The 21,802-nt window shown below is 72.7% G+C and carries 18 protein-coding genes and 1 pseudogene; 11 read left to right on the forward strand and 8 right to left on the reverse strand.

Features of this window, described 5'->3' with window-relative positions:
- Window positions 1–8: 8 nt before the first annotated feature.
- Window positions 9–1,211, forward strand: a complete 1,203-nt coding sequence (locus SD460_RS26475; protein WP_318306874.1) for a cysteine desulfurase-like protein — start codon at window positions 9–11, stop codon at window positions 1,209–1,211.
- Between the two features lie 3 nt (window positions 1,212–1,214).
- Here SD460_RS26475 and SD460_RS26480 read toward each other — a convergent pair whose 3' ends face one another.
- The 4 genes and pseudogenes from SD460_RS26480 to SD460_RS26495 all read right to left on the reverse strand — a co-directional run bounded on the left by SD460_RS26480 (window position 1,215) and on the right by SD460_RS26495 (window position 6,502).
- Window positions 1,215–2,135, reverse strand: a complete 921-nt coding sequence (locus SD460_RS26480; protein WP_290061971.1) for a M4 family metallopeptidase — start codon at window positions 2,133–2,135, stop codon at window positions 1,215–1,217.
- 311 nt (window positions 2,136–2,446) lie between these two features.
- Window positions 2,447–2,542, reverse strand: a pseudogene (locus SD460_RS46900) (hypothetical protein); the annotation flags it as partial.
- 435 nt (window positions 2,543–2,977) lie between these two features.
- Entirely contained in the window at window positions 2,978–4,618 is a 1,641-nt protein-coding gene (locus SD460_RS26490; RefSeq protein WP_318306876.1) for a PucR family transcriptional regulator, read from the reverse strand.
- A gap of 78 nt (window positions 4,619–4,696) precedes the next feature.
- Window positions 4,697–6,502 carry a hypothetical protein gene (locus SD460_RS26495; protein ID WP_318306877.1) on the reverse strand — a complete coding sequence of 602 codons (1,806 nt, stop codon included), beginning with the start codon at window positions 6,500–6,502 and terminating at the stop codon, window positions 4,697–4,699.
- 130 nt (window positions 6,503–6,632) lie between these two features.
- Here SD460_RS26495 and SD460_RS26500 point away from each other — a divergent pair, with 130 nt between their 5' ends.
- The 3 genes from SD460_RS26500 to SD460_RS26510 are packed head-to-tail and all read left to right on the forward strand — an operon-like array spanning window position 6,633 to window position 8,367.
- Window positions 6,633–6,986 (forward strand): cupredoxin domain-containing protein, encoded by a 354-nt coding sequence (locus SD460_RS26500; RefSeq protein ID WP_290062106.1) that lies wholly within the window; start codon window positions 6,633–6,635, stop codon window positions 6,984–6,986.
- Window positions 6,983–8,206 carry a hypothetical protein gene (locus tag SD460_RS26505; protein ID WP_290062108.1) on the forward strand — a complete coding sequence of 408 codons (1,224 nt, stop codon included), beginning with the start codon at window positions 6,983–6,985 and terminating at the stop codon, window positions 8,204–8,206. The genes SD460_RS26500 and SD460_RS26505 overlap by 4 nt, the downstream gene beginning before the upstream one ends.
- Window positions 8,203–8,367 (forward strand): hypothetical protein, encoded by a 165-nt coding sequence (locus tag SD460_RS26510; RefSeq protein ID WP_290062111.1) that lies wholly within the window; start codon window positions 8,203–8,205, stop codon window positions 8,365–8,367. The genes SD460_RS26505 and SD460_RS26510 overlap by 4 nt, the downstream gene beginning before the upstream one ends.
- Here SD460_RS26510 and SD460_RS26515 read toward each other — a convergent pair.
- Window positions 8,360–11,950 (reverse strand): discoidin domain-containing protein, encoded by a 3,591-nt coding sequence (locus tag SD460_RS26515; RefSeq protein ID WP_290062114.1) that lies wholly within the window; start codon window positions 11,948–11,950, stop codon window positions 8,360–8,362. The genes SD460_RS26510 and SD460_RS26515 overlap by 8 nt on opposite strands.
- A gap of 192 nt (window positions 11,951–12,142) precedes the next feature.
- Here SD460_RS26515 and SD460_RS26520 point away from each other — a divergent pair, with 192 nt between their 5' ends.
- Window positions 12,143–12,577, forward strand: coding sequence for an SRPBCC family protein (locus SD460_RS26520; protein WP_290062116.1), 435 nt, complete (start codon window positions 12,143–12,145; stop codon window positions 12,575–12,577).
- A 142-nt stretch (window positions 12,578–12,719) separates the two neighbouring features.
- Here the strand turns inward: SD460_RS26520 and SD460_RS26525 are convergent, their stop codons facing one another.
- Window positions 12,720–13,583, reverse strand: coding sequence for a MerR family transcriptional regulator (locus SD460_RS26525; protein ID WP_318306878.1), 864 nt, complete (start codon window positions 13,581–13,583; stop codon window positions 12,720–12,722).
- Window positions 13,584–13,918: 335 nt separating this feature from the next.
- On the opposite strand from SD460_RS26525, the gene SD460_RS26530 reads away from it, so the two are divergent.
- The 5 genes from SD460_RS26530 (at window position 13,919) to glgC (ending at window position 20,106) form a co-directional block, all read left to right on the forward strand.
- On the forward strand, window positions 13,919–14,305 hold the full coding sequence (locus SD460_RS26530; protein ID WP_290063027.1) for an STAS domain-containing protein: 387 nt from the start codon (window positions 13,919–13,921) through the stop codon (window positions 14,303–14,305).
- 200 nt (window positions 14,306–14,505) lie between these two features.
- Window positions 14,506–15,960 carry a choice-of-anchor A family protein gene (locus SD460_RS26535; RefSeq protein ID WP_290063029.1) on the forward strand — a complete coding sequence of 485 codons (1,455 nt, stop codon included), beginning with the start codon at window positions 14,506–14,508 and terminating at the stop codon, window positions 15,958–15,960.
- A 145-nt stretch (window positions 15,961–16,105) separates the two neighbouring features.
- Window positions 16,106–17,641, forward strand: coding sequence for a glycosyltransferase family protein (locus tag SD460_RS26540; protein WP_318306879.1), 1,536 nt, complete (start codon window positions 16,106–16,108; stop codon window positions 17,639–17,641).
- Between the two features lie 96 nt (window positions 17,642–17,737).
- Window positions 17,738–18,892: a glycogen synthase gene (gene glgA, locus SD460_RS26545; RefSeq protein WP_290062623.1), complete on the forward strand. Its 1,155-nt coding sequence runs from the start codon at window positions 17,738–17,740 to the stop codon at window positions 18,890–18,892.
- Window positions 18,889–20,106 carry a glucose-1-phosphate adenylyltransferase gene (gene glgC / locus SD460_RS26550; protein ID WP_290062625.1) on the forward strand — a complete coding sequence of 406 codons (1,218 nt, stop codon included), beginning with the start codon at window positions 18,889–18,891 and terminating at the stop codon, window positions 20,104–20,106. Before glgA ends, glgC begins: the two co-directional genes overlap by 4 nt.
- A 6-nt stretch (window positions 20,107–20,112) precedes the next feature.
- Here the strand turns inward: glgC and SD460_RS26555 are convergent, their stop codons facing one another.
- Entirely contained in the window at window positions 20,113–20,241 is a 129-nt protein-coding gene (locus tag SD460_RS26555; RefSeq protein ID WP_290062626.1) for a hypothetical protein, read from the reverse strand.
- A gap of 100 nt (window positions 20,242–20,341) precedes the next feature.
- Window positions 20,342–20,491, reverse strand: a complete 150-nt coding sequence (locus SD460_RS26560) for a hypothetical protein (RefSeq protein ID WP_290062627.1) — start codon at window positions 20,489–20,491, stop codon at window positions 20,342–20,344.
- Between the two features lie 180 nt (window positions 20,492–20,671).
- Between SD460_RS26560 and SD460_RS26565 the strand changes: the two genes are divergently transcribed.
- On the forward strand, window positions 20,672–21,706 hold the full coding sequence (locus SD460_RS26565) for an NADPH:quinone reductase (protein WP_318306880.1): 1,035 nt from the start codon (window positions 20,672–20,674) through the stop codon (window positions 21,704–21,706).
- Window positions 21,707–21,802 lie beyond the last annotated feature (96 nt).

Raw genomic sequence — 21,802 nt, forward strand, 5'->3', positions numbered from 1 at the left:
CTGACGCCGTGACCTACGACGTGCAGAGCATCCGCAAGCACTTCCCCGGGCTGGCCGACGGGGCCGCCCACTTCGACGGGCCCGGTGGTTCGCAGGTCCCCGACGTCATCGGGGAGGCGGTCGCCGGGACGCTGTGCGCCGCGATCGCCAACCGCGGGGTCGTCACGGCCGCCGAGCGCCGGGCGAGCGCGGTCGTGACCGAAGCCCGCCGAGCCGCGGCCGACCTGCTCGCCGCCGACCCGGCCGGCATCGTCTTCGGCCGGAGCATGACGCAGCTGACCTACGACTTCTCCCGCACGCTGGCCAAGGGCTGGGGCCCCGGCGACGAAGTCGTCGTCACCCGGCTCGACCACGACGCCAACATCCGGCCGTGGGTCCAGGCCGCGGCGGCGGCCGGGGCGACCGTGCGCTGGGCGGACTTCGACCCCGCCACCGGCGAGCTCGACGTCGAGGCGATCACGTCCCTGCTGTCGGACCGGACGCGGCTGGTCGCGGTCACGGCGGCGTCGAACCTGCTCGGCACCCGCCCGGACCTCCCGGCGATCGCGGCGGCGGTGCACGACGCGGGCGCGCTGCTGTACGTCGACGGCGTCCACCTGACCCCGCACGCGGCGGTCGACGTCACGGCGCTCGGCGCGGACTTCTACGCGTGCTCGCCGTACAAGTTCCTCGGCCCGCACCTCGGCCTGGTCGCGGCGGCGCCGGCGCTGCTCGAGACGCTGCACCCGGACAAGCTGCTGCCCTCGACCGACGCCGTCCCGGAACGCTTCGAGCTGGGCACGCTGCCGTACGAGCTCCTCGCGGGCACGACGGCGGCGATCGACTTCCTCGCCGGGCTGGTGCCGGGGACGGGCACCCGCCGTACGCGGCTGCTCGCGTCGCTGACCGCGCTGGAGGAGCACGAGAACGCGCTGCTGGCCCGGCTCGACGCGGGCCTGGCCGCGATCCCCGGGGTGACGCGGTACGGCGCTCCCGGACGCCACCGCACCCCGACGACCCTGTTCTCGGTCGGCGGGGTGCGGTCCCACGCGGTGTACGAGCACCTCGGCGCGCAGGGGGTCAACGCCCCGGCCAGCAGCTTCTACGCGATCGAGTGCTCGCGGCACCTCGGGCTGGGCGACACCGGCGCGGTGCGTGCCGGGATCGCGCCCTACACCACGGAGGGCGACGTCGACCGGCTGCTCGCCGGGCTGGCGTCGCTCCCCCGCTGAGGGCTACTTCGGGTCCTGGTCCAGCTGGGTGGCCTTGACCGCGTTGCCGACCTGGGTGCAGTCGTCGGTGGTGATGCCCGCGGTGCCCGCCTTGGCGAGCGCCGCGCACGACGAGTTGAGGGCGTCGCCGACGTCCTTGAAGGTCGCGCTCTGGGTGAGCGTGTTCTCGACGCCCCACCAGATCTGGACGGACTTGTCGAGGCCGAGGCCGCGCACCGTCTGCCCGTTGAAGGTGTCGCCGTCGGTGATCAGGTAGTCCGCCTTGTTGACGACGCCGTCGTTGATGTGCTCGTCCGGGTTGTTCGTTTCCCAGCCCGGGCCGTTGACCCGGTCGGGCTGCGGGCTGAGCGACGAACGCGGGTCCTTCATGTTCCGGATCGCGCCGAGCGACGAGCCCGCGCCGAGCAGCCAGCGGTTGTCGCCGGTGTCGTTGGGGTCGTTCGACGTGATGCCGATGAACTTGCCGAAGACGTCCGAGAGGCCCTCGTTGATCGAGTCGGCCTGGCCGCCGCTCAGCCCGGAGGTGTGCTGCGTGACGCCGTGCGTGAGTTCGTGGCCGGTGATGTCGTCGGTGGTGACGCCCTCGCCGAAGGCCATCTGCTCGCCGTCCCAGAAGGCGTTGGCGAAGGGGCATTCGCCGTCGACGCAGATCCGGACGGTGCCGCGCAGCGCCTTGCCGGTGCCGTCGGAGTAGTCCGCGCCGATCAGCTCGGTGAGGTCGACGTTGACGTACTTCTGGTAGAAGTCCGAGGCCTGCCCGAAGAAGGTGTAGACGTTGTTGACGTCGGCGACGCTCGACTCGGCGCCGCCCTCCTTGCGGGTGACGTCGAAGGCGGTGCCGCAGCGGACCGACTCGCTGCTGCCGCTGACCACCTTGTGGTTCGCGTCGCAGACGTCGCGGTTGGCCTCGCGACCTCCGACCACGACGTGACGACGTCCTGGGTGCCGGCCTTGACGACCTCGGTCCACTTGTCGTTCAGCTTCTTGCCGTGCACGGTGACCTGGTAGGTCGGCACCGCGACGCCGTCGCCCTTCGCGCCCCCGAGAGTGGCGTCGTACCAGTAGGCGCGCGGCGCGTCGGCCTTCAGCGTGCCCACCGCGAGGCCGGTGCGCTTGGCGACGTCCGCGATGGCGGCCTGGGCGGCGCCCGCGTCACTCGCCGGGAAGGCCCCAGCGGTCTTCTTCGCGGTGCGCCCGTGCGTGGCGAGCACCGCGCCCGCCTTGTCGCGGACCTGGATCAGCTGGCCGCCGAACACCGGCACCCCGCCGATCTCCTGCTGCGACCGCAAAACGCTGCCGAACGGCATCGCGAGGGGGTTCAGCGCGTGCATCGACGGCTGGGCGATGGTCGCGTAGGCGGGCGAACCCGTCGTGAGCAGCGACACCGCGACGACGGCCGCGCTCACCGCCGCCGTCCCTGCGATGACCCGTTTGCGTGACACCCGGTACACCTCCGTGGAAGCTTGATCACCTGACGTGAAGTCCGAGCAGGTTCACATGCCCCGAAGGGGTCGCACACCGGTCGAAAGTAGGTAACCCACCAAGTTGGGTACGGATGTCGGTGGTTAATCACCGACAATTCGGACGGCGATCATGAAGCGGGCGGGGCCACCCGCAGCCGCCGCGAGCCGCCTCGCTTGTGGCGGGCCGGTTCGAGCAGCCCCCTGGACGACATGAATGAGTCATTCAGGACCTCCGGCGACATGAATGAGTCATTCAAGACATCAGGCGGGCCCGCCGATGCAACGATCCGCCAGCCACCACAGTCACGAAGCGGGCGGGGCCACCACCCGCAGCTGCAGCATCGCGGCGAACCGCGCCTCCGGGTCCGCCATGTCGAACCCGCCCACCTCCGCCAGCCGCCGCAAGCGGTAGCGGAACGTGTTGGGGTGCACGTGGACCGCCGCCGATGCCGCGATCACGTCGCCGAACGCGTCGAGCCACGCGCGCAGTGTCTCGACCAGGTGCGCTTGGTGCTGCTCGTCGTACTCGATCAACCGCGCGACCGGCCCGGTCGGGCGGTCGCCGCGGACGGCGACCAGGTCCTGCAGCTCCAGGAGCAACGCCTCCACGTGGACGTCCGCCAGCAACGCCACCCGGCGGCCCGCGCCGCTCCCCGACCGCAGGACCCGCAACGCGCGGTCCGCGCTCGCGCGGGCTTCCGGGAGCTCGGCCGCGCTGCGGGCGACCGGGCCGATGCCGACCACCGCGCGGACGCGGTCGCCCACCCGGTCCAGGAAGTCCTTCGAGATCCGGAGCGCGCGGCGCTCGCCGTCGGCGTCGCGGGTCACCGGGACCAGGCCGTACGCCGTGTCGCCGATCAGGGCCGCCGCGCAGCGGGGGTGCACCGCGCTCAGGTGCATGGCCAGCCCGTCGGCCAGGCGCTGCCGTTCCGTCGCGACTTCCGCGTCCTCGGCGCCGTTCTCCAGCACCGCCAGCGCCAGCACGACGACCGGCTGGTCGGCCAGTCCCAGCCGGCTCAAGGCTTCCCGCGCCGCTCCGCCGCCTTCGAGGGCGGTGCTCAGCAGGTCCGCGCGCAGGCGCCGTTCGACGTCGGCGCCCGCCCGGACGCGCAGCAGGTGCAGCGCCACCAGGCGGGCTGCGTCGCAGAGGGCCTGGGTGCGGTCGGGCGTCAGCGGTTCGCGCACCGCGGCCCAGATCGAGCCGAGGATCTCGTCGCCCGCCCGCACCGCGACCGCCACCCGCGGGATGGTGAACCCGTCCATGCTGTCCGGCGGCCGGTCGACGAACACCGGCTGGTCGCTGCGGTAGAGCTCGCTGAACACCCCGCGGTCGGCCAGCATCCGCGAGAACCGCTCCGGCACCTGCCGCCCCAGGATCGTCTCGACCCGCGACGGGTCGGCTTCGTCCTGGTGCCCGGAGAACGCCAGCACGCGCGACCGGCGGTCCTCGATGGTGACCGGCGCGTCGATCAGCGCCCCGATCGCGTTGGCCACCGCGAAGAGGTCGCCCGAGGGCAGCCCGGCCAGCGTCTCCGGTTCGGCGTCGCCGACGTCGCCTTCGGCCAGCAGCGACCGCAGCATCGCGGCGAGCTGGGCCCAGGACGCGCCGCGGGCCAGGCCCAGCAGCGCGACGCCGGTCTCCTCGACGGCGGCGGTGATCGCCGCGGTCACCGTGACCGGCGCGCGCAGCACGAGCCCGGCCGCGTCGTGGCGCGCCAGCGCGCGCAGCTGCCGCACGACTTCGCCGGGCTCGGCCAGCCCGACCCCGAGCACCAGGGCGTGCTGCGGCAGCGCGGGTTCGTCGAGCGGGTCGTGGATGGCGACGCCGCCGATGCCGCCCGGGCGGTCGCCGTCGCCGAGCACGAGGTCCAAGAGGGTGCCGCCGAGGTCGTCGAGGACGCGGCCGAGGCTGGCGTGCGGGCGCAGGTTCACCGAAACGAGCACCTCCCGAAGCTAGGCGGGGCGACCCCAGCCTAGTTCGTCGGAAGGGACGAAATCACCACCCGATTTCGTCGACCGGCACTAACTCGCGGTTTCCCGTCGCCGGGCCGCGTCCCCGGCCGCCGCGGCCGCGTACAGCCACGCGAACGCGGCCCACATCCCGGCGAAGATCAGCCCGACCAGCACGTAGGCGACCGTCCACAGCACCAGCGGCGTGTCGGTCTTGCGTTCCCGCTGCAGGAACGAGATCTCCGAGACGAAGTCGCGCTTCCCGGACTCGGCGGTGATGACCTTCGCGTTCGCCGCCGGGTCGGCGGGGGCGTAGATCGGCGCGAGCGCCATCAGGCGGTTGGCGACGTGCAGCCGGATCCCCGCCTTCCACTGCCCGAACACCGGCAGCGGCTCGGCCGTGCGGTAGACGCCGGGGCCGAGCTTCTCCAGCGGCGCGGAGTAGAAGTCCCCGCCCTGCCAGGCGAACCCGGTGAGCCAGACGGCGTCGTCGGCGAGGTCGGGCCGGCTGATCGTCACGGTGGCGTCCACCCAGCGGGGCGTCCCGCCGCCGTGCGGGTTCGAGATCTCCTGCCCCACCGCGGCTTCGGTGAGCCGGACGTCGGCGGCGAGCCCCGGCGGCGGGGCGAGCGGCGCCGCCACCGCCGCCATCAGCGCGACGACCCCGAGGGCGCCGGCCAGCCCGGCGGCGTGCCGGGCCCCGAACGCACGCGGGAGGCGGGTGCCCGCGGCGACGTCTTCGATGCGCTGGTACTGCCACGCGCCGATCAGCGCGCCGCCGATGCTCGCGGCCGCGCCGAAGGCGAGGAAGAGGCCGAGGTCCGCGGCGGGCCACGGGTCCGGCATCAGCCACTGCGAGAACGCCCACTCGCCGAGCAGGCCGAGGGTGCCGCTCGCCAGCCCGGCCACGACCGGGAACAGCGGCCCGCGCACCAGCAGCGCGACGACCTCGATCACGACCGCCTCGGCGGCGTACGGCAGCAGCGAAGCGACGTGCAGGTCCGCCACCAGCGGGATGATCGAGAAGACCGCGCGCGAGACCAGCAGCACGGCGACAACGATGAGCGCGCCACCCGGCCCCCACGAGAGGCGGCCGCAGACGAGCGTCCAGCTGCCGATCAGCCCGACGAGCACCACCTGGGCGAGCATCGGGAACTGCGGCACGCCGAGGTCGAACTCCATCAGGAACGCCGACGCGCCCATCATCCAGGCGCCGGCCAGCACCGGCCCGAGCAGCCGGACGAACGGGCCGGTGGCGCCGGCCTGACGGGCTTCGGCCAGCAGCAGCTGCAGGCCGATCACCACGCCGACGCCGCCGCCGATCATCAGCACGTGGGTGGGTCCCCACTCGGTGACGTCCTGACCGAAGAGCCGGTGCCAGACGTCGTCGAGCGGGAAGCCGGCGATGCCGACCAGGCCGGTCAGCATCATCTGGACGCTGCCCATCGGCACCCGCCAGTGCGGACCGAGCTTGAAGGTGCGCTTCGGCAGCTTGCCCTTGGCCAGCGCGGCGCTGAGCACGCCGCTGGCGAAGATGCCCATCAGCCCGAAGTAGATCGGGTAGTGCGACGGGTTGGCCAGCGGCCCTTCGTCGCGGCCGAGCTCCATGTGGATCGGGACGTCCCAGTAGACGCCGATCAGCGCGGACATCCCGGAGAGGAAGGCGACGAACATCGGCAGCGCCGCCCAGCGCGGCAGGCCGGACAGCTCGCCCGACCAGTCGGCGAGGCGGCCCACCAGCGTCCGTTTGCCGGCCCGCGTCCGCAGGACGAAGATCGCCAGCGGGAGGAAGACCAGCAGGAACATCAGCAGCGCGACGACGATCTGGCCGAACTGCGCGCCCCCGGCCGGGGGGCTGTTCTCCTGCGCCAGCAGCATCGCGTGCGCCTTCCTGATTCCGTGAACACAAGTAACTGTTACTGTTCGTCACACGATAAGCCGGGCGAACCGCCCGGGCAACCCCGGGGTGTCCCCTACCGGACAACCCGCACGATCGATAAGGACGGCGATGGCGCGGACCCTCCTGCTGGTGACAATGCTGGGCTTGCTGCTGGGCGGGTGCTCCTCCCCCACGCCGCCGGCACCGGCGGGCCCGGGCGAGCAGGTCGTCCGGTTCACCGTCCAGGACGGCAAGCGCGTCGCGGGACCCGACCGGGTCGAAGTCGCCCCCGGCCGCGCCGTCCGGCTCGAGGTCACCTCGGACACCGCCGACGAGCTGCACGTCCACGGCTACGACAAGGAGGCCGAGCTGACCGCGGGACAGCCCGGCTCGGTGGCGTTCACCGCCGACATCCCGGGCTTGTTCGAGGTCGAACTGCACCACAGCGGGGCGAAGCTGACCCAGCTGCGGGTCGGCGCGTGACGATCGTCCTGGCGCACGGGCTCGGCGGGCGCTCCGACCTGCCGGTCCCGCTCTGGCTCGCGCTCTACGCCGGCGCGGCGGCCGTGCTCGCGTCGTTCGTAGCGCTGACGCTGCTGTGGAAAACCCCGCGGCTGCGGGGCGCGGAAGCCGGCCGACCGCTGCCGTTCGAGCGCTTCCTCGACTCCCGGGCGCTGTCGCACGTCCTCAACGGACTCGGACTCGTGTTCCTCGCCGGGTTCCTCGCGGTCGCGTGGTTCGGCCCGGACACTTCGGCGGCCAACCCGGCACCAGCGTGGTTCTACGTGTGGTTCTGGGTCGGACTGGTGCCGCTGTCGCTGCTCTTCGGCCCGGTCTGGCGCCGGCTGAACCCGGTGCGCACCTTGGCTTCGCCGTTCCGCGGGCGGCGTCCACTGCCCGAACGGCTCGCCCACTGGCCCGCCGTCGCGAGCCTCCTCGCGTTCCTTTGGCTGGAGCTGGCGTCCGGCCACTCGGACTCGCCGCGGCTGATCGCCGCGTTCGTCACCGTGTATGTCGTTATACACGTGGCTTGCGGTGCGGTGTACGGGCCGCGCTGGTTCGACCGCGGCGACGGGTTCGAGGTCTACGCGGTGCTGATCGCCGGGCTGTCCCCGGTCGGCCGCCGCGCCGACGGCCGCCTGGTCGTGCGCTCCCCGCTCGACGGCCTCCTGGCGCTGAGCGGCTCCCCCGGCCTGACGCCGCTGATCCTCGTCGTCCTGGGTTCGACGGCGTTCGACGGCCTGACCCGCCTCCCGTTCTGGAGCGATCTCGCGCCGTCGGTCCCGCTCGCGACGGCCGGCCTGCTCGCCGCGATCGGCCTCACGGCGGCGGCGTACGCGGGCGGCATCCGGCTGACGCGGCCGTACCTGCGCAGGGGCACCGAGCCGTACACCGGGTTCGCGCACACGCTGGTGCCGATCATGGTGGGCTACACCGTGGCCCACTACTTCTCGTTCGCGCTCTTCGAAGGCCAGCGCGGCTTCGACCCCGCCGTCGCCGACTACACCCTGGTGCCCGCGGCGGCCATCGCGCTGGTGCAGGTGGGCGCGATCGTGCTCGGGCACGTCCTCGCGGTCTGCTCGGCGCACGACCGCGCCCTCGGCGTGCTGCGCAGCGGGTACCGGACGGTGGGCCAGTACCCGCTGCTGGCCTTGATGGTCGGCTACACGGCGGTCGGCATCTTCCTGGTGTCGGGCGCATGACCACGGTGGACACCGCGGCGCGGGTGGTGATGATGCACCAGGGCGGCTGGGACGAGATCGCCCTGTTCACCGGCCCGGTGGCGATCATCGGCCTGCTGATCTTCCTCGCCCGGCGGCAGGTGCCCCCGCCGGACGAGGAAGACGACGACGACGTCAGCTAGTCAGCTTCGCCGCCACGTTGTAGGCCTCCACCAGCAGCTTCGCGTTCGGCACCCGGCGCCGCGGCTCGACGCGGACCGTGCGGCTCTCCCCCGGCAGCAGCCAGAAGTAGTTGTCGCCGTACTTCGTCGGCAGGACGCGGTCCGTCCCGTTCTTCTCCCGCAGCGACAGCCGGATCATCGCCGCCACCGTGCGGCCGTCGTTGCGGATCGTCGCGGTGTACGCGTCGCCGTCCGGGCGCCAGGACGTCGTCAGGCGCGCGCCCGGGAGCTGGTTCAGCGCGCGCATCGCCGTGTCCGTCCGGTAGCGCCAGTACGTGTTCTCCGACAGCACCGCGCCGCGGTCGTCGGTCAGGGTCAGGCGCAGCAGGTGCAGGTCCGGCAGAGCGTCGGCGAACGGGACGGTGAACGCCGCCGCGGCCGAAATCGGGGCCACGTCGAGCTTCTGCTGCTGGGCCGGGCCCAGCGCCGTGCCGTCGAGGCCGTACAGCCGCGCGGTCGCGGTCACGCCGGTCAGCGCGCCCGGCGTGTGGTTGACCACCCGGACCTGCCACGTCGTCAGGTCGGCCTGCACGTGGTGGTGCTCGCAGCCCTTGCGCGCGCCGTAGTAGCTGCCGTTGACGTCGAGGTCGTAGTCGTAGGTCTGCCAGACCGTGCTGTGCCACGCCGGGTGCGACATCCACAGCAGCACGCCGGTGGCGTCGTTCCACAGCTTCGCGTTCCACGCCTCGAAGATCGCGCGCATGCTCTCGTAGTTGACGAACTGCGCCTTGCGGCAGAACTCCGCCAGGCTCGTCGAAGGGGCCAGGCGTGCGTCGATCGCCGCGAGGTAGCTCTGCGGGGACTGGTTGCCGTTCGTGGACCAGTCGTGCAGGAACCAGGGCGCGCCGATCGGCCAGCCCGGGTCGTCCTTCCCGACCAGGTTCCGCATGCTTTCGACCACCGACACCGTCGGCAGCCCGATCTCGCTCCAGAACCCGGCCTTGCCGCCGGTCGCTTCGCCGGTGAAGTACCGCTTCGGGTCCTGCCAGTAGTACGGCCCGTCGCCGGTGATCACGCCGCCCGCGGAGTTGCCCTGGTAGAGCAGGTCGGTGCTCGAGTGGACGATGTCGCGCAGCGCGTTGTCGATGACCGGCGGCGGGGTGCCTTCGTTGCAGCCGAACCAGACCGTCGCGCACGCGTGGTGGCGGTAGCGCAGCACGGTGTCCTTCGCCTGCGCCAGGAAGACGTCGTGGTTGGCCGGGTCGGTCGACCAGCCGTCCCAGAACTCGTTCCACAGCAGGATGCCGTACTTGTCGCAGGCGTCGAACAGCTCCTGGCGGTACGACGATCCCACCCAATTGCGGATCAGCGTGAAGTTCATGTCGCGGTGCATCGCGACGACGGCGTCGGTGCGCTCGGCCGGCATCCGGCGCAGCAGCTCGTCCCAGCCCCAGCTGCCACCGCGGGCGAAGATCTTGACGCCGTTGACGAGGAACGTCAGCGGCTTCGGGCTGTTGTCCACCGAAGCGGCGTCGGTCCAGCTGTCGCCGTCTTGGGAGACCTGGATCTTGAACGTCGCGGCGTACGCGGTTTCCCAGGTGAGGACGACCTTCTCGAACGCCGTCGCGGCGCCGAGGTCGACCTGCAGCCACTGGTTGTCGTCGTAGGCCGACGTCCAGCGCGTGTTCGGGTCGCCGTCGAAGGCCCGCTCGGGCGGGTTGCCGTCGGCCACGGACAGCGAGCTCGACGGCTTGCCCTGCGCGACATCGGTGCCCGAGCCGTCCAGGACGGCCATCGTCCAGAGCGAGAAGCCCCAGCCGGTGGCGCGCTTGAGGCCCTGCATCCGGACGTACCGGGCGGTTTGCGCGCCGAGCTCGACGGTCTGCGTGGCGCGGCCGTCGGCGATGACGACCGGCAGGTCGTACTGGTAGCCGATCTCGCGCAGGCCGATCTTGACCGTGCGCCGGTCGCTGGTGCTCGCGCCGATCGCCGCGGTGAGCGTCAGGTCGTAGAGGTCGGGGTCGCCGTAGCCGTTGGGCCACCACAGCTTCGGGTTCTTCACCACCTGTTTCGGGAACACGACGTCGGTGCTCTGCCCGGCCGGGACGGTGACCGTGCTCGACACGCTGACCGGGCCGAACGCGGCGCTGACCTTGACCCGCTGGGCGGTCGCGGCGGCGTTGCGGACCGGGACGGTCAGCGTCACCTCGGCGGTACCGTCGCCCGGCACCTTCGTGTCGGCGCGGACGTCGCCGAGCACGGCGGCGCCGGTCGAGCGCAAGCGGACGTGGTCCCAGATGCCCGAGGCGCGGTCGCGCACCGCCGGCATCCAGTCCCAGCCGGAGACCGCGAGGTACGTCGGCGAGTTGTCGAACATCGTGCCGCCCGCGTCGACCCAGGAACTGCCGTCGGCACCCTTGTCCCCCGGGCTGCCGGGGCGCGGCATCGGCGAGATCTTCACGGCGAGGGCCTGGTCGCCGGTCCGGCGCAGCGCCGCCGTGACGTCGAAGGCGCCGCGGCCGAACGGGTGGCTCTGCGTGCCGATTTCCGCGCCGTTGAGCCAGATCTGAGCCTCGTGGTTGACGCCGTCGAATTCGAGCCAGACGTGCCGGCCGGGCGAGGTGTCGAGGCCGCGCGGGAGGGCGAAGCGGCGGCGGTACCACCAGGCGTGCCGGGAAAGCGCTTCCGGGACGTGCAGCTGGTTCATCCCGGACACCGGGTCGGGCAGCTGCCCCTGCTCGACGAGCGAGGCCAGCACGGTGCCGGGCACCGTGGCCGGCAGCCAGCCGCGGGTGTCCACTTCTGCCCCCGAGAGCGCCTTGCCGTCGCCGGTCGGCGCCCAGTCGTCCATCGTCAGCACCCAGCCGGATTCGAGCGGCACGGTGCCGTCGGGCGCCACGGCGAGCGCGGGCGGGTCGTCGTGCGGGCGGACCGGGAAGCTGGTCCAGCCGTGCACCGCGGGGCGGTTCCGCGGGCCGGCGCCGAAGACCTGGAAGCCGTTGAGGCCCAAGGGGTTGGTCGTCGAGCGGCGGCTCGCGGTGAAGCGGACCCAGCGTGCGGTGACGGCGAGGGGGATGGTCACGACGCCGCCGGTGCCGGCGTCGGTGTGGTGGACCGTGCGCCAGGCCCGGCCGTCGTCGGAGACGTCGAGGTCGAACGCGGTCGCGTAGCTCGACTGGATCTCGGCACCACTGGTGCGGCTGCGGGACGCGCTCGCGTCGAAGGCCGGGTCGCCGGGCTGGGCCTCGAAGGTCAGCACGACGGAGTCGACGCGGCAGGCGGCCTGCAGGTCGACGACGATCCACTGCCCGTCGCCCGGGGCGGCGCGCCAGCCGGAGCCGCGGACGCCGACCTGCGCGAGGCCGTCGACGGCGAACTCGGCCGGGGTGGCGGCGTACGCGGTCGAGGACACCTGGACCGGGCGGAAGAGCGCCAGATCGGTCTTCTGGGCCACCGCGGGCGCGGCCGAGGCGACCCCGGGCAGGACGGCCGCGAGCCCGAACCCGGCGAGCAGCCCGGTCCCGGCGGCGAGAACGTGCCGCCGCGACACGGCGGCGACTTCCGCGGGCTCGACATCTGCGGTGATGCCGTACTCCTCGGCCATGCGAACTCCGTTTCCCGGCTGGCTGACAACGTTGCCAGGAAGCTTCCGCTGAGCGCGTCGGAGCGGTCAAGACGACAAGGTGGACAAGAATTAGGAAAAATGACATCGATGTCGGCGAACCGGTCGCCGTGCCCCGCTGAGCGGTGCTCGGTACGGTTGCATCGAACACGCACCGAATCACGGGGAGGCATCGTGGTCGAGGTCGAACGCACGGTCACGGTGACGGCGCCGGTCGAAGCCGTCGCGGGGTACCTGCAGGACTTCGCGCACACCGAGGAGTGGGACCCGGGCACGAAGTCGTGCACCCGGACCGACGAGGGCCCGATCGAGGTAGGGGCGCGGTGGCACAACGTGTCGGAGTTCCGCGGCCGGGAGACCGAGCTGGACTACCAGTTGACCCGCCGCGAACCCGGACGGGTGACATTCGTGGGTTCGAACAAGACGGCCACGTCGACCGACGACTTCACGCTGACACCGGACGGCGGCGGGACGAAGGTGCGCTACCAAGCGGCAATCGAATTCCACGGGCTGGCGAAGCTCGCCGGGCCGCTGCTCAAGCGCGAATTCGAGCGGCTCGGCGACGAGGTGGTCCCGGAGCTCACGCGCGCGCTCGAGAAATTGGCCTGAACTGGTCTCCGGTCCGCCGCCGCCGAGCGCCCCAATGTGGCGTTCGGTGCGTCCAACGCACCCAATGTGGCGTTCGGTGCGTCCAGCGCACCCAAAGCCACATTGGGGCGCTTCGAGTCGGCGCCAAGGGGGTGCGGGCCGGCTACAGCTCGGCGTAGTCCGCTGCCAGCTCCACCGCCGCCTCGAGGTCGTTGACCCTCGGGTAGCCGCGGTCGCCCAGGTTGTCCCAGCCCGGGCCCGCCGTGCCGACCGGGCGGCCGAGGGCGCGCACCCGCGCCGCCAGGAGGTCGTCGGCGGTCGGCGGGGTCATCGACCACAGGACCACCAGCACCGGGTTCAGGCGGGCCGCCAGGTCCGCCAGCGCCTCCGCCGGGACCAGCTGCCCGAGGTACGCCACCGGGATCCCGGCTTCCGCCAGGGTTGCCCGCAGGGCCTCCATCGGCAGCGAGTGCCGCTCGGCCGGGCAGCACGCGAGCAGCACCGGACGCCCGGAGACCGCGGTCGGGAGGCGGGCGCAGAAGCGCTCGTACGCCAGCGAGATCTCCGTCGTCAGCGACCACTCCGAGCCGAAGCAGACGTCGCCGCGCTGCCAGCGGTCGCCGAGGCCGCGCAGGACCGGGGCGAGGACGTCGGTCCAGGCCGCGGCCGGGCCGAGGGTGCGCAGCGTTTCGTCCAGGAGGCCGGCCACCGTCGCGGACCGCAGCTCGTCGGCCGCGTCCGCGAGTTCGCGGGCCCGGTCGGCCGCCGGGATCTCGGGCGTGTCGGCGTCGCCGCCGAAGGCCGCGGCCGCCGCTTCGCGCACCGGCATCCCCCGCGCGGCCAGCCGCTGCATCTGCTGGAGGCGGCGGACGTCGGCGTCGGAATAGCGGCGGTGGCGCCCGGCGCCGGCGGGCGGGCCGATCCCGTACCGCGCGCTCCAGCTGCGCAGCGTCACGGGCGAGACGCCCAGCAGCTCGGCGACTTTGCCGGGTGCCCAGGCTCCTGCGTCGACGTTCTTGGCTTCCACCGCTTCCCTTCGCCTCACGGACGGCGAACCGACGCAGCTTAGCGACGCCCGGCTCGGGGAGGGACGCGGCGGCGGGGCGATGGCCTGCCGCGTCCCCCGGCCGGCGCTCCGAGGCGCCGGCGACCCGGCCCGCGTCAGCCGGGTCCGACCGGCCGCGGGGCGTGGCTTCCGACGCGGCCGGCGAGGTGCCGTGAAAGGTGGTGCTCGAACGACGCTATACCCGATGCAACGCTTGCGCATCGTTGTCCCCCCGGATGTCGTAGCGACACGCCGCCGACGAGTGATCTCACGCCGCCCGGGGTACTAATCCGCCCAAGGACGACCGGAGGGAACAGATGACCGAGCACCGCCGCACGCCCGAGCTCACCACGGGGACGGACGCCGGAATCGTCACGGTCCGCTGCACCGGCGAACTCGACCTGAGCGCGGCGCGCCGGCTCCGCGACCGGCTGCTGGCCCCGATCCGCGCGGGTGCCCGGGGCGTCGTCGTGGACCTCACCGAAACCACCTTCTGCGATTCGACGGTCTTCAGCGTCCTGGTCGAAGCCCACCACGACGCCGTCGCGCGCGACGTGGCCTTCGCGATCGTGCCGGACGAGACGTCCGTCGCGCGGCCCCTGCACCTGCTCGGCCTGGACCGGCAGCTGCCCCTGTACCCGGGACGGGCCGCCGCTCATGCGGCCGTGACGCGCGCGCCGGTCGAGGACCGCCGGGTCTCCTGACCCCCGCCCGTCCCGGGACGTCTTGAATGAGTCATTCAGGACCTCCCGCGACTTGAATGACTCATTCAAGACATCGGGCGAGCCCCGTCGACGCCGCGACCTCCCCGCGGCACGCCCTGATCGGGTGGATCGGCGGGCACCCGGCCTGAGCTGCCGCTATCGTCCGGCACGGTAAGTCCACTGTGGACAGGGGAGGTCCCGTGCGCGTGACCCATGCCGCCCTCGCGGCGCTGGCGGCCTGCGGGCTCGTGGTCCTTTCGATCCCGGCCGGCCGGTCCGCGGCCGCCGACCCGCTGCCGGGTGGGCTCGGGCCGTGCGTGCCCGGGACGTGTCCCGGCACCTACCCGCCGGTCGGCAACGGCGCGTTCGCCGGCCGCGACAACGCCATCACCGTCTTCGCCGGCGGCGACATGCGCGTCACCGGCAGCGCCGCCGAAGCCGAAGGGCGGGTGGTCGTCGGCGGGGACTTCACGCTGCGGAAGACGGCGGGCTCGTCGATCTACAACGTCGGGGTCGCCGGGGTCGGCTCTCGCGTGCCGCCGCCGGACGGGGCCGACTTCCTCACCGTCGGCGGGGACCTCTCGGTCGCCGACGGCCAGCGCCTCGACGCCGTGGGCGACTCCGGTGGCGGCGTCGTCCGGCACGCCGGGAGCGTCAGCGGCACCGTGATCGGCACGGTCGTCCACGACACCGCCGCGATGAAGCCGTACGCGGGACTGCGGGCCGAGCTCACCGCGGCCAGCGAGTGCTACGCGCGCGCCGCGGCCACCGGGACCGTCGTGAACCAGAACTACCAGACGCTCTTCACCGGCGACGGGAAGTCGGCGCTGCAGGTCTTCACCGTCACCCAGGACATCGCCGGCCCCGGCGGCACCGCACAGGGCATCGCGTTCACCGGCATCCCGGACGGCGCCACGGTGCTGGTCAACCTGACCGGCTCGGCCCGGGTGGTCAACACCTACAGCGGCACCCTCGACGACACCGACCCGCTCAACCGCCTGCGGCCCCGCCTGCTGTGGAACTTCCCCGACGCCCGGACCGTGAGCCTCACCGGCGGCGGCATGTTCCAGGGCAGCGTGCTCGCGGGCCGCCCGGACGGCACCACGACGGTCACCCTCCCCGGCACCAACGGCCGCTTCTTCACGGCGGGCAACCTGGTCCACGGCTCCCCGGCCGGCCAGGGCAGCGGGCAGGAGTTCCACGCGTACCCGTTCACCGGCGACCTGCCCTCGTGCGGGCAACCGCCCGAGCCGACCACCACGACGACGGTCACCACGACCTCGCCGACCAGCACCACGCCGACCACCAGCACCGAACCCACCACGTCGACGACCCCCACGTCGACGACCGAGACCACCACCCCGACCACCAGCACCACCCCCACCGGCACCACCACGGTGCCCACCTCCCCCACGAGCACGGGCACCACCACGACGGCCACCTCGACCACCGACACCACCCCGACCGGCACCTCGCCGGAGGAGACCAGCACCACTCCCGCCGTCCCGAACCCGACCGTCCCGGAAACCCCGGGCGGCCACGGCCCGCTCCCGAGCACCGGCACCGACCTGGGCCCCGTCCTCGGTCTCGGCGCCCTCCTCCTCGCCGCCGGCATCGCGCTCGTCCTGCTCGCGACCCGCCGCCGGACGCGCTGACGCTCCACAATGGAACGGCGTCACACTGCGGTCCGACACGAGCCGTGTCACGATCGGGTGACCCCCGGACGGCTACCCCGGCCCCGGGGGCATTCGATCGTGACGAGGCGGATCCGCGCTGACGGCGCTTCCGCGAGGTGGACAGGTGCTGGCGGAGACTGACGCGGACAGAACGACCGAGGTCCGGACGGACACGCGCGGCCGGTGGCTGCCGATCTACGGGGCCGTCCTGGGGGCGGCCGTCTTCCTGCTGGTGCGCGGGAGCCTCACCGACGACGCCTACATCACCCTGGCCTACGCCAAGAACCTCGCCGTGCACGGCGAATGGGGCATCATCCCCGGCGCGCCCGCGAACTCCGCGACGTCGCCGCTCAACGTCCTGCTCCTCGGCGCGCTGACCCTGGTGACGCGGGTGGCGGGCGGACCGCACCCGGTCGTCGCGCTCGGGATCCTGACCGTCGGGTGCGGCGCCGCACTCGGGTGGGCGTGGCAGCGGCTCGGCCGCCGGCTGGCGCTGCCGCCCGCGGCCGGGGTGCTCGGGGTCGCGCTGGTGCTGCTGAACCCGTTCGTGCTGTCCGCGGTGGGCCTGGAGGTGCTGCTGATCCCGGCGGTGCTGCTGGTGCTCACGGTCCTCGCGCTCGAAGGCAGGCCGCTGTGGTTCGGCGTCGTGGGCGGCCTCGCCGTGCTCACCCGCATCGACCTCGCCGTGTTCGTGGTGGTGATCGCCCTCAGCGCGGCCGCGATCCGCAAGCGGCTGGCGCTCGCGGCCGGCGTAACGGTGCTCACGGCCGCGCCGTGGTTCCTGGTCAGCTGGATCGCCTTCGGCTCGTTCGTGCCCGACACGCTCGCCATCAAGCAGACGCAGGCCGGCCTGTTCGCGCCGTGGAGCTACAGCACCGGGCCGATGATGTACTACCTCGGCTGGCCGGTGACCGTCCTCGTGTCGTTCCTCCCGGCGCTGGTCGGCGTGGTCGCGCTCGCCGCGTGGGCGGCCGCCCGGTTCGCGGTGCGGTGGCCGCTCTTCCCCGCGCTCGGCCCGGTCGCGGCGCTGGCCGGCGGCGGGGTCCTCTACTACCTCGCCTACTCGTTCATCGGGGTCGGCCCGTTCCACTGGTACTACGTGGCGCCGGTGACGGCGACGAGCGCGTTCGCCGTGGCCGCGTTCGGCACCTGGTACGCCCAGGCGCGCGAGCGGGCGGAGCTGCGGACCGGCCCGCCGCTGCTCGCACTCGGGCTGACCGGCCTGTTGGTGCTCAGCGGCGCCGCGGTCGACGCGGCGCAGGGCGTGCCGTGGCCGTCGCCGGTGGTGTTCGGGAACTGGGCCAGCGCTGAGGACTACGCGCGGGTCGGCACCGAGCTCGGCGCGCGGCTGAACGGGGCGAGCGTGGCCAGCCCCGGCGAGATCGGCACCCTCGCCTACTTCTGCGAATGCACCATCCTCGACGAGTTCTCCGACCGCGGCGAGGCGGTGAAGCTGGTCGAGAAGCGGATCGCGACGGCGAGCCCGCTGATGAGCCTCGCGCTGCGGGTGAACTATCACTGGCTGGACACCTCGGTGGCGCCGCGCAAGCCGGACTTCCGCATGCAGTACGCGTCGGGCCCGGCGACCGGACCGGACGACTGGCAGGTCCGGTCCGCGGCGAAGGGTGTCGGCCACTTCGTCTTCACCCGCGAGCCGTGATCGCACCCGCTCGGCTGAGCAGGTGACGGAAAACTCCAGTATTTCCCCTGTACGCCAGACTGCGCGGAACCCCCGTGAGGCCATAGGGTTCCGTTCATGAAGGTCGGCCTGCTCACCCGGGAGTACCCGCCGGAGGTCTACGGCGGCGCCGGGGTCCACGTGGAGTTCCTCGCCCGGGAGTTGCGGCCGCTGGTCGATCTCGACGTGCACTGCTGGGGCGCGGACCGCGCGGACGCCACCGGGCACACGGATCCCCACGGCTACCGCCAGCCCGCGTTCACGACCATGGACATCGCGGTGTCCATGGCGAACGCCCTCGACGGCCACGACCTCGCGCACAGCCACACCTGGTACGCGAACCTGGCCGGGCACCTGGCGAAGATGACGCACGGCATCCCCCACGTCGTGACCGCCCACTCGCTGGAGCCGCTGCGGCCGTGGAAGGCCGAGCAGCTCGGCGGCGGCTACCGCGTGTCGTCGTGGATCGAGCGCGAGGCCTACGAGGCCGCGGACGCGATCGTCGCGGTCAGCGGCGGCATGCGCCGGGACGTCCTCGCCGCCTACCCCGCGGTGCCGCCCGAGCGCGTGCACGTGATCCACAACGGCATCGACACCACGCTCTACCGCCCGGACCCCGGCACCGAAGCACTGGCGAAGCACGGCATCGACCCGGACCGGCCGTACGTGCTGTTCGTCGGCCGGATCACCCGGCAGAAGGGCGTCCCGCACCTGGTCCGCGCGGCCGCGTCGCTCGACCCCGGCACCCAGCTGGTGCTGTGCGCGGGCGGCGCCGACACCCCCGAGCTCGACGCGGAGTTCCGCGGGCTGGTCGCCGAGCTGGAGAAGACGCGCACCGGGGTCCGCTGGATCCCCGAGATGCTGCCGCGCCCCGAGGTCGTGCAGCTGCTCACCCACGCCACGGTGTTCGCCTGCCCCTCGGTCTACGAGCCGCTCGGCATCGTGAACCTCGAGGCGATGGCGTGCGGCACCCCGGTGGTGGCCAGCGACGTCGGCGGCATCCCGGAGGTCGTCGACGACGGCCGGACCGGGCTGCTCGTGCACTACGACGAGCAGGACGCGCGCGGGTTCGAGGCGGGCCTGGCCGCCGCGCTGAACGAGGTGGTGGGCTCCCCGGACCGGGCCGCCGCGATGGGTACCGCCGGCCGCGAACGCGCGGTCGGCGAGTTCGGGTGGAAGGCGATCGCCGAGCGGACGGTCGCCCTCTACGAAGCGTGCGGGAGGTCGTCGTGAATCTTGGAGCCGACGTGCTGGGCATCGTGCTCGCGGGTGGCGAGGGCAAGCGGCTGATGCCGCTCACCGCCGACCGCGCCAAACCCGCCGTGCCCTTCGGGGGCGTGCACCGGCTGGTCGACTTCGTGCTGTCGAACCTGGTGCACGGCGGCTTCCGGCGGCTGTGCGTGCTGACGCAGTACAAGTCGCACTCGCTCGACCGGCACATCTCGACGACGTGGCGCCTCTCGTCGCTCACCGGCGAGTACGTCACGCCGGTGCCGGCCCAGCAGCGGCTCGGGCCGCGCTGGTACCAGGGCAGCGCCGACGCCATCCACCAGAGCCTCAACCTGGTCTACGACGAGGACCCCGACTACATCGCGGTGTTCGGCGCGGACAACATCTACCGGATGGACCCCCGGCAGATGCTGGACGCCCACATCGCGTCGGGCGCCGGCGTCACGGTGGCCGGGATCCGCGTCCCGCGGAAGGAGGCGAGCTCGTTCGGCGTCATCCGCACCACCGACGGGCTGATGATCGACGCGTTCATGGAGAAGCCCGACGACCCGCCGGGCCTGCCGGACTCCCCCGAGGAGTCGTACGTGTCGATGGGCAACTACATCTTCACGACCAAGGTGATGCTGGAAGCACTGCACGCGGACGCCGAGAACGCGGCCTCGCACCACGACATGGGCCGCGACATCATCCCGGCGCTGGTCAAGTCGGGCGAAGCGGCGGTCTACAACTTCAACGGCAACGTCGTGCCCGGCGAGACCGAACGCGACCACGGCTACTGGCGCGACGTCGGGACGATCGACAGCTACTACGACGCGCACACCGACCTGATCTCCACGCACCCGATCTTCAACCTCTACAACCGGAAGTGGCCGATCCTCGCCCACCCGGGCCAGCGCGCGGCGGCGAAGTTCGTCGAAGGCGGCTCGGCGAACCAGTCGATCGTCAGCAACGGCTGCATCATCTCCGGGGCCCAGGTCGTGGATTCGGTGCTCTCCCCCGACGTGCTCGTCGAGCAGGGCGCGGTGGTGCAGGGTTCGGTGCTGCTCGACGGCGCCCGCGTCGGCCGCGGCGCGGTGGTGCGGCGGGCGATCCTGGACAAGAACGTGGTGGTCCCGCCCGGCGCGCACATCGGCGTCGACCTGGCCCGCGACCGCGGGCACTACCACGTCAGCGAAGGCGGCATCGTCGTGCTCGGCAAGGGGGAACGGGCGATCTGAGGCCGCTCAGGAGCGAGCGGCCGAGATCCGCTCGATCACCTGGCGGGGCTCGATCCCCCAGCGCTCGGCGAGCTCGGAGATGGTGGCACCCGCGGCGTACTCGGCGGCGATCATGCTGTTGACGACGCTTGTCACGGGTCCCTCCTCGGCCGCCGGGTGTACGAGCACCGAGATGCTACATGTCCGCTGCGGACGTCGAGCAAAGTGCCACACGTCCGGCCGGGCGGGTGTCCGCTCACCGCCCGGCTTTGTCCGGTTCCCGGTCCGGATTACCGGTATTCGCCTTCGCGCGCGTCGCGCTGAACACCGCGTCGAAGATCGGTGTCGGTTCTCGTTCGTCGCGCTTCGGCCGATCGTCCCCCGGCGTGCGCTTTTCCTCTCCCACGCGCCCAGTTTCTGCGACGGCGGCCGGTTTCGCGCGGGCAAGGCGGAAAATCGCCCGGCCGGGGGATCACCCGCGTGGCGCCGTTTTCCGCTTTTCCCGGCGCCGAAAAACCGATTTGCGGCGACGGCGATTTCGCGGCGCGCGGGGAATAACCGCGGGTCGGGCGGGATTGCACCGGACATGAAAGCAGTCGTCTACCGCCGCCACGGCGGACCCGAGGTGCTGACGCCGACCGAGCGGGCCGTGCCGGAGCCGGGTCCCGGCGAAGTCCGCGTCCGGATCGTGGTGTCCGCTGTCAACCCCACCGACTGGAAGGCCCGCGCCGGCCTCCGCGCCGAACCGGGCGCCGACGTCCCCGAAACGGTGCCCAACCAGGACGGCGCCGGCGTGGTCGACGCGGTCGGCCCGGACGTCACCGGCTTCGCCCCGGGCGACCGCGTGTGGGTGGTCATCGCCGGCGCGTACGGGCCCGGGTCGGGTACCGCGCAGGAGTACACGGTGCTGCCGGCGTCCAAGCTCGTCCGGTTGCCCGACGGCGCCGGCTTCGACGAAGGCGCCGGGCTCGGCATCCCGGCGCTGACCGCGCACCGGGCGCTCACCGTCGCCGAAGACGGGCCGACCCGCCTCGCCCCCGGCGCCCTCGACGGCCGCACGGTGCTGGTCAGCGGCGGCGCGGGCGCGGTCGGCAACGCGACGATCCAGCTCGCCCGCTGGGCCGGGGCGACGGTGATCGCGACGGTCAGCAGCGACGAGAAGGCCGCCCTCGCCCGCGCGGCCGGCGCCCACCACGTCCTGCGCTACCCCGACCCGGAGTTGGGCGCGCGGATCCGCGAGGTCGCCCCCGACGGCGTCGACCTGGTGGTCGAGGTCGCGGCCGGGGTCAACGCGAAGCTGCACACGGAGGTCCTGCGCCCGCGCGGCACGGTCGCGATGTACGGCGACGACCGCGGCACGGGGGCGCTGACCCTCGACTTCGGGGCCAACCTGTGGCTGAACGCGCGGTACCAGTTCCTGGTGCTGTACACGGTGGGCGAGGACAAGCTGAAGGCCGGCACGGAGGACGTCACGGCGGCGCTGGCCGACGGGGCCCTGCGGGTGGGTGCCGAGCGGGGTGTGCCGGTCCACCGGTTCGCCCTTTCCGACACGGCGAAGGCCCACGCGGCTTCCGAGGACGGCGTCACGGGGAAGGTGCTGATCGACGTCACCCCGGCCTGAGCTCCCACCCGGATGTAGTGAATGACTCATTCCTGTCGTCGGACGACAGGAATGAGTCATTCACTACATCGGGACTCGGCCAGTGCGGGCGAGGCG

Origin of the sequence: Amycolatopsis solani (assembly GCF_033441515.1) — a bacterium.
GTDB classification, from domain to species: Bacteria; Actinomycetota; Actinomycetes; order Mycobacteriales; family Pseudonocardiaceae; genus Amycolatopsis; species Amycolatopsis solani.

Excerpts from the sequence above, each read along its gene's own strand:
- SD460_RS26515 (WP_290062114.1), bottom strand. The coding sequence starts at position 11,950 with ATGGCCGAGGAGTACGGCATCACCGCAGATGTCGAGCCCGCGGAAGTC.
- SD460_RS26565 (WP_318306880.1), top strand. The coding sequence starts at position 20,672 with ATGAAAGCAGTCGTCTACCGCCGCCACGGCGGACCCGAGGTGCTGACG.
- SD460_RS26530 (WP_290063027.1), top strand. The coding sequence starts at position 13,919 with ATGACCGAGCACCGCCGCACGCCCGAGCTCACCACGGGGACGGACGCC.
- glgA (WP_290062623.1), top strand. The coding sequence starts at position 17,738 with ATGAAGGTCGGCCTGCTCACCCGGGAGTACCCGCCGGAGGTCTACGGC.
- SD460_RS26510 (WP_290062111.1), top strand. The coding sequence starts at position 8,203 with ATGACCACGGTGGACACCGCGGCGCGGGTGGTGATGATGCACCAGGGC.
- SD460_RS26500 (WP_290062106.1), top strand. The coding sequence starts at position 6,633 with ATGGCGCGGACCCTCCTGCTGGTGACAATGCTGGGCTTGCTGCTGGGC.
- SD460_RS26495 (WP_318306877.1), bottom strand. The coding sequence starts at position 6,502 with ATGCTGCTGGCGCAGGAGAACAGCCCCCCGGCCGGGGGCGCGCAGTTC.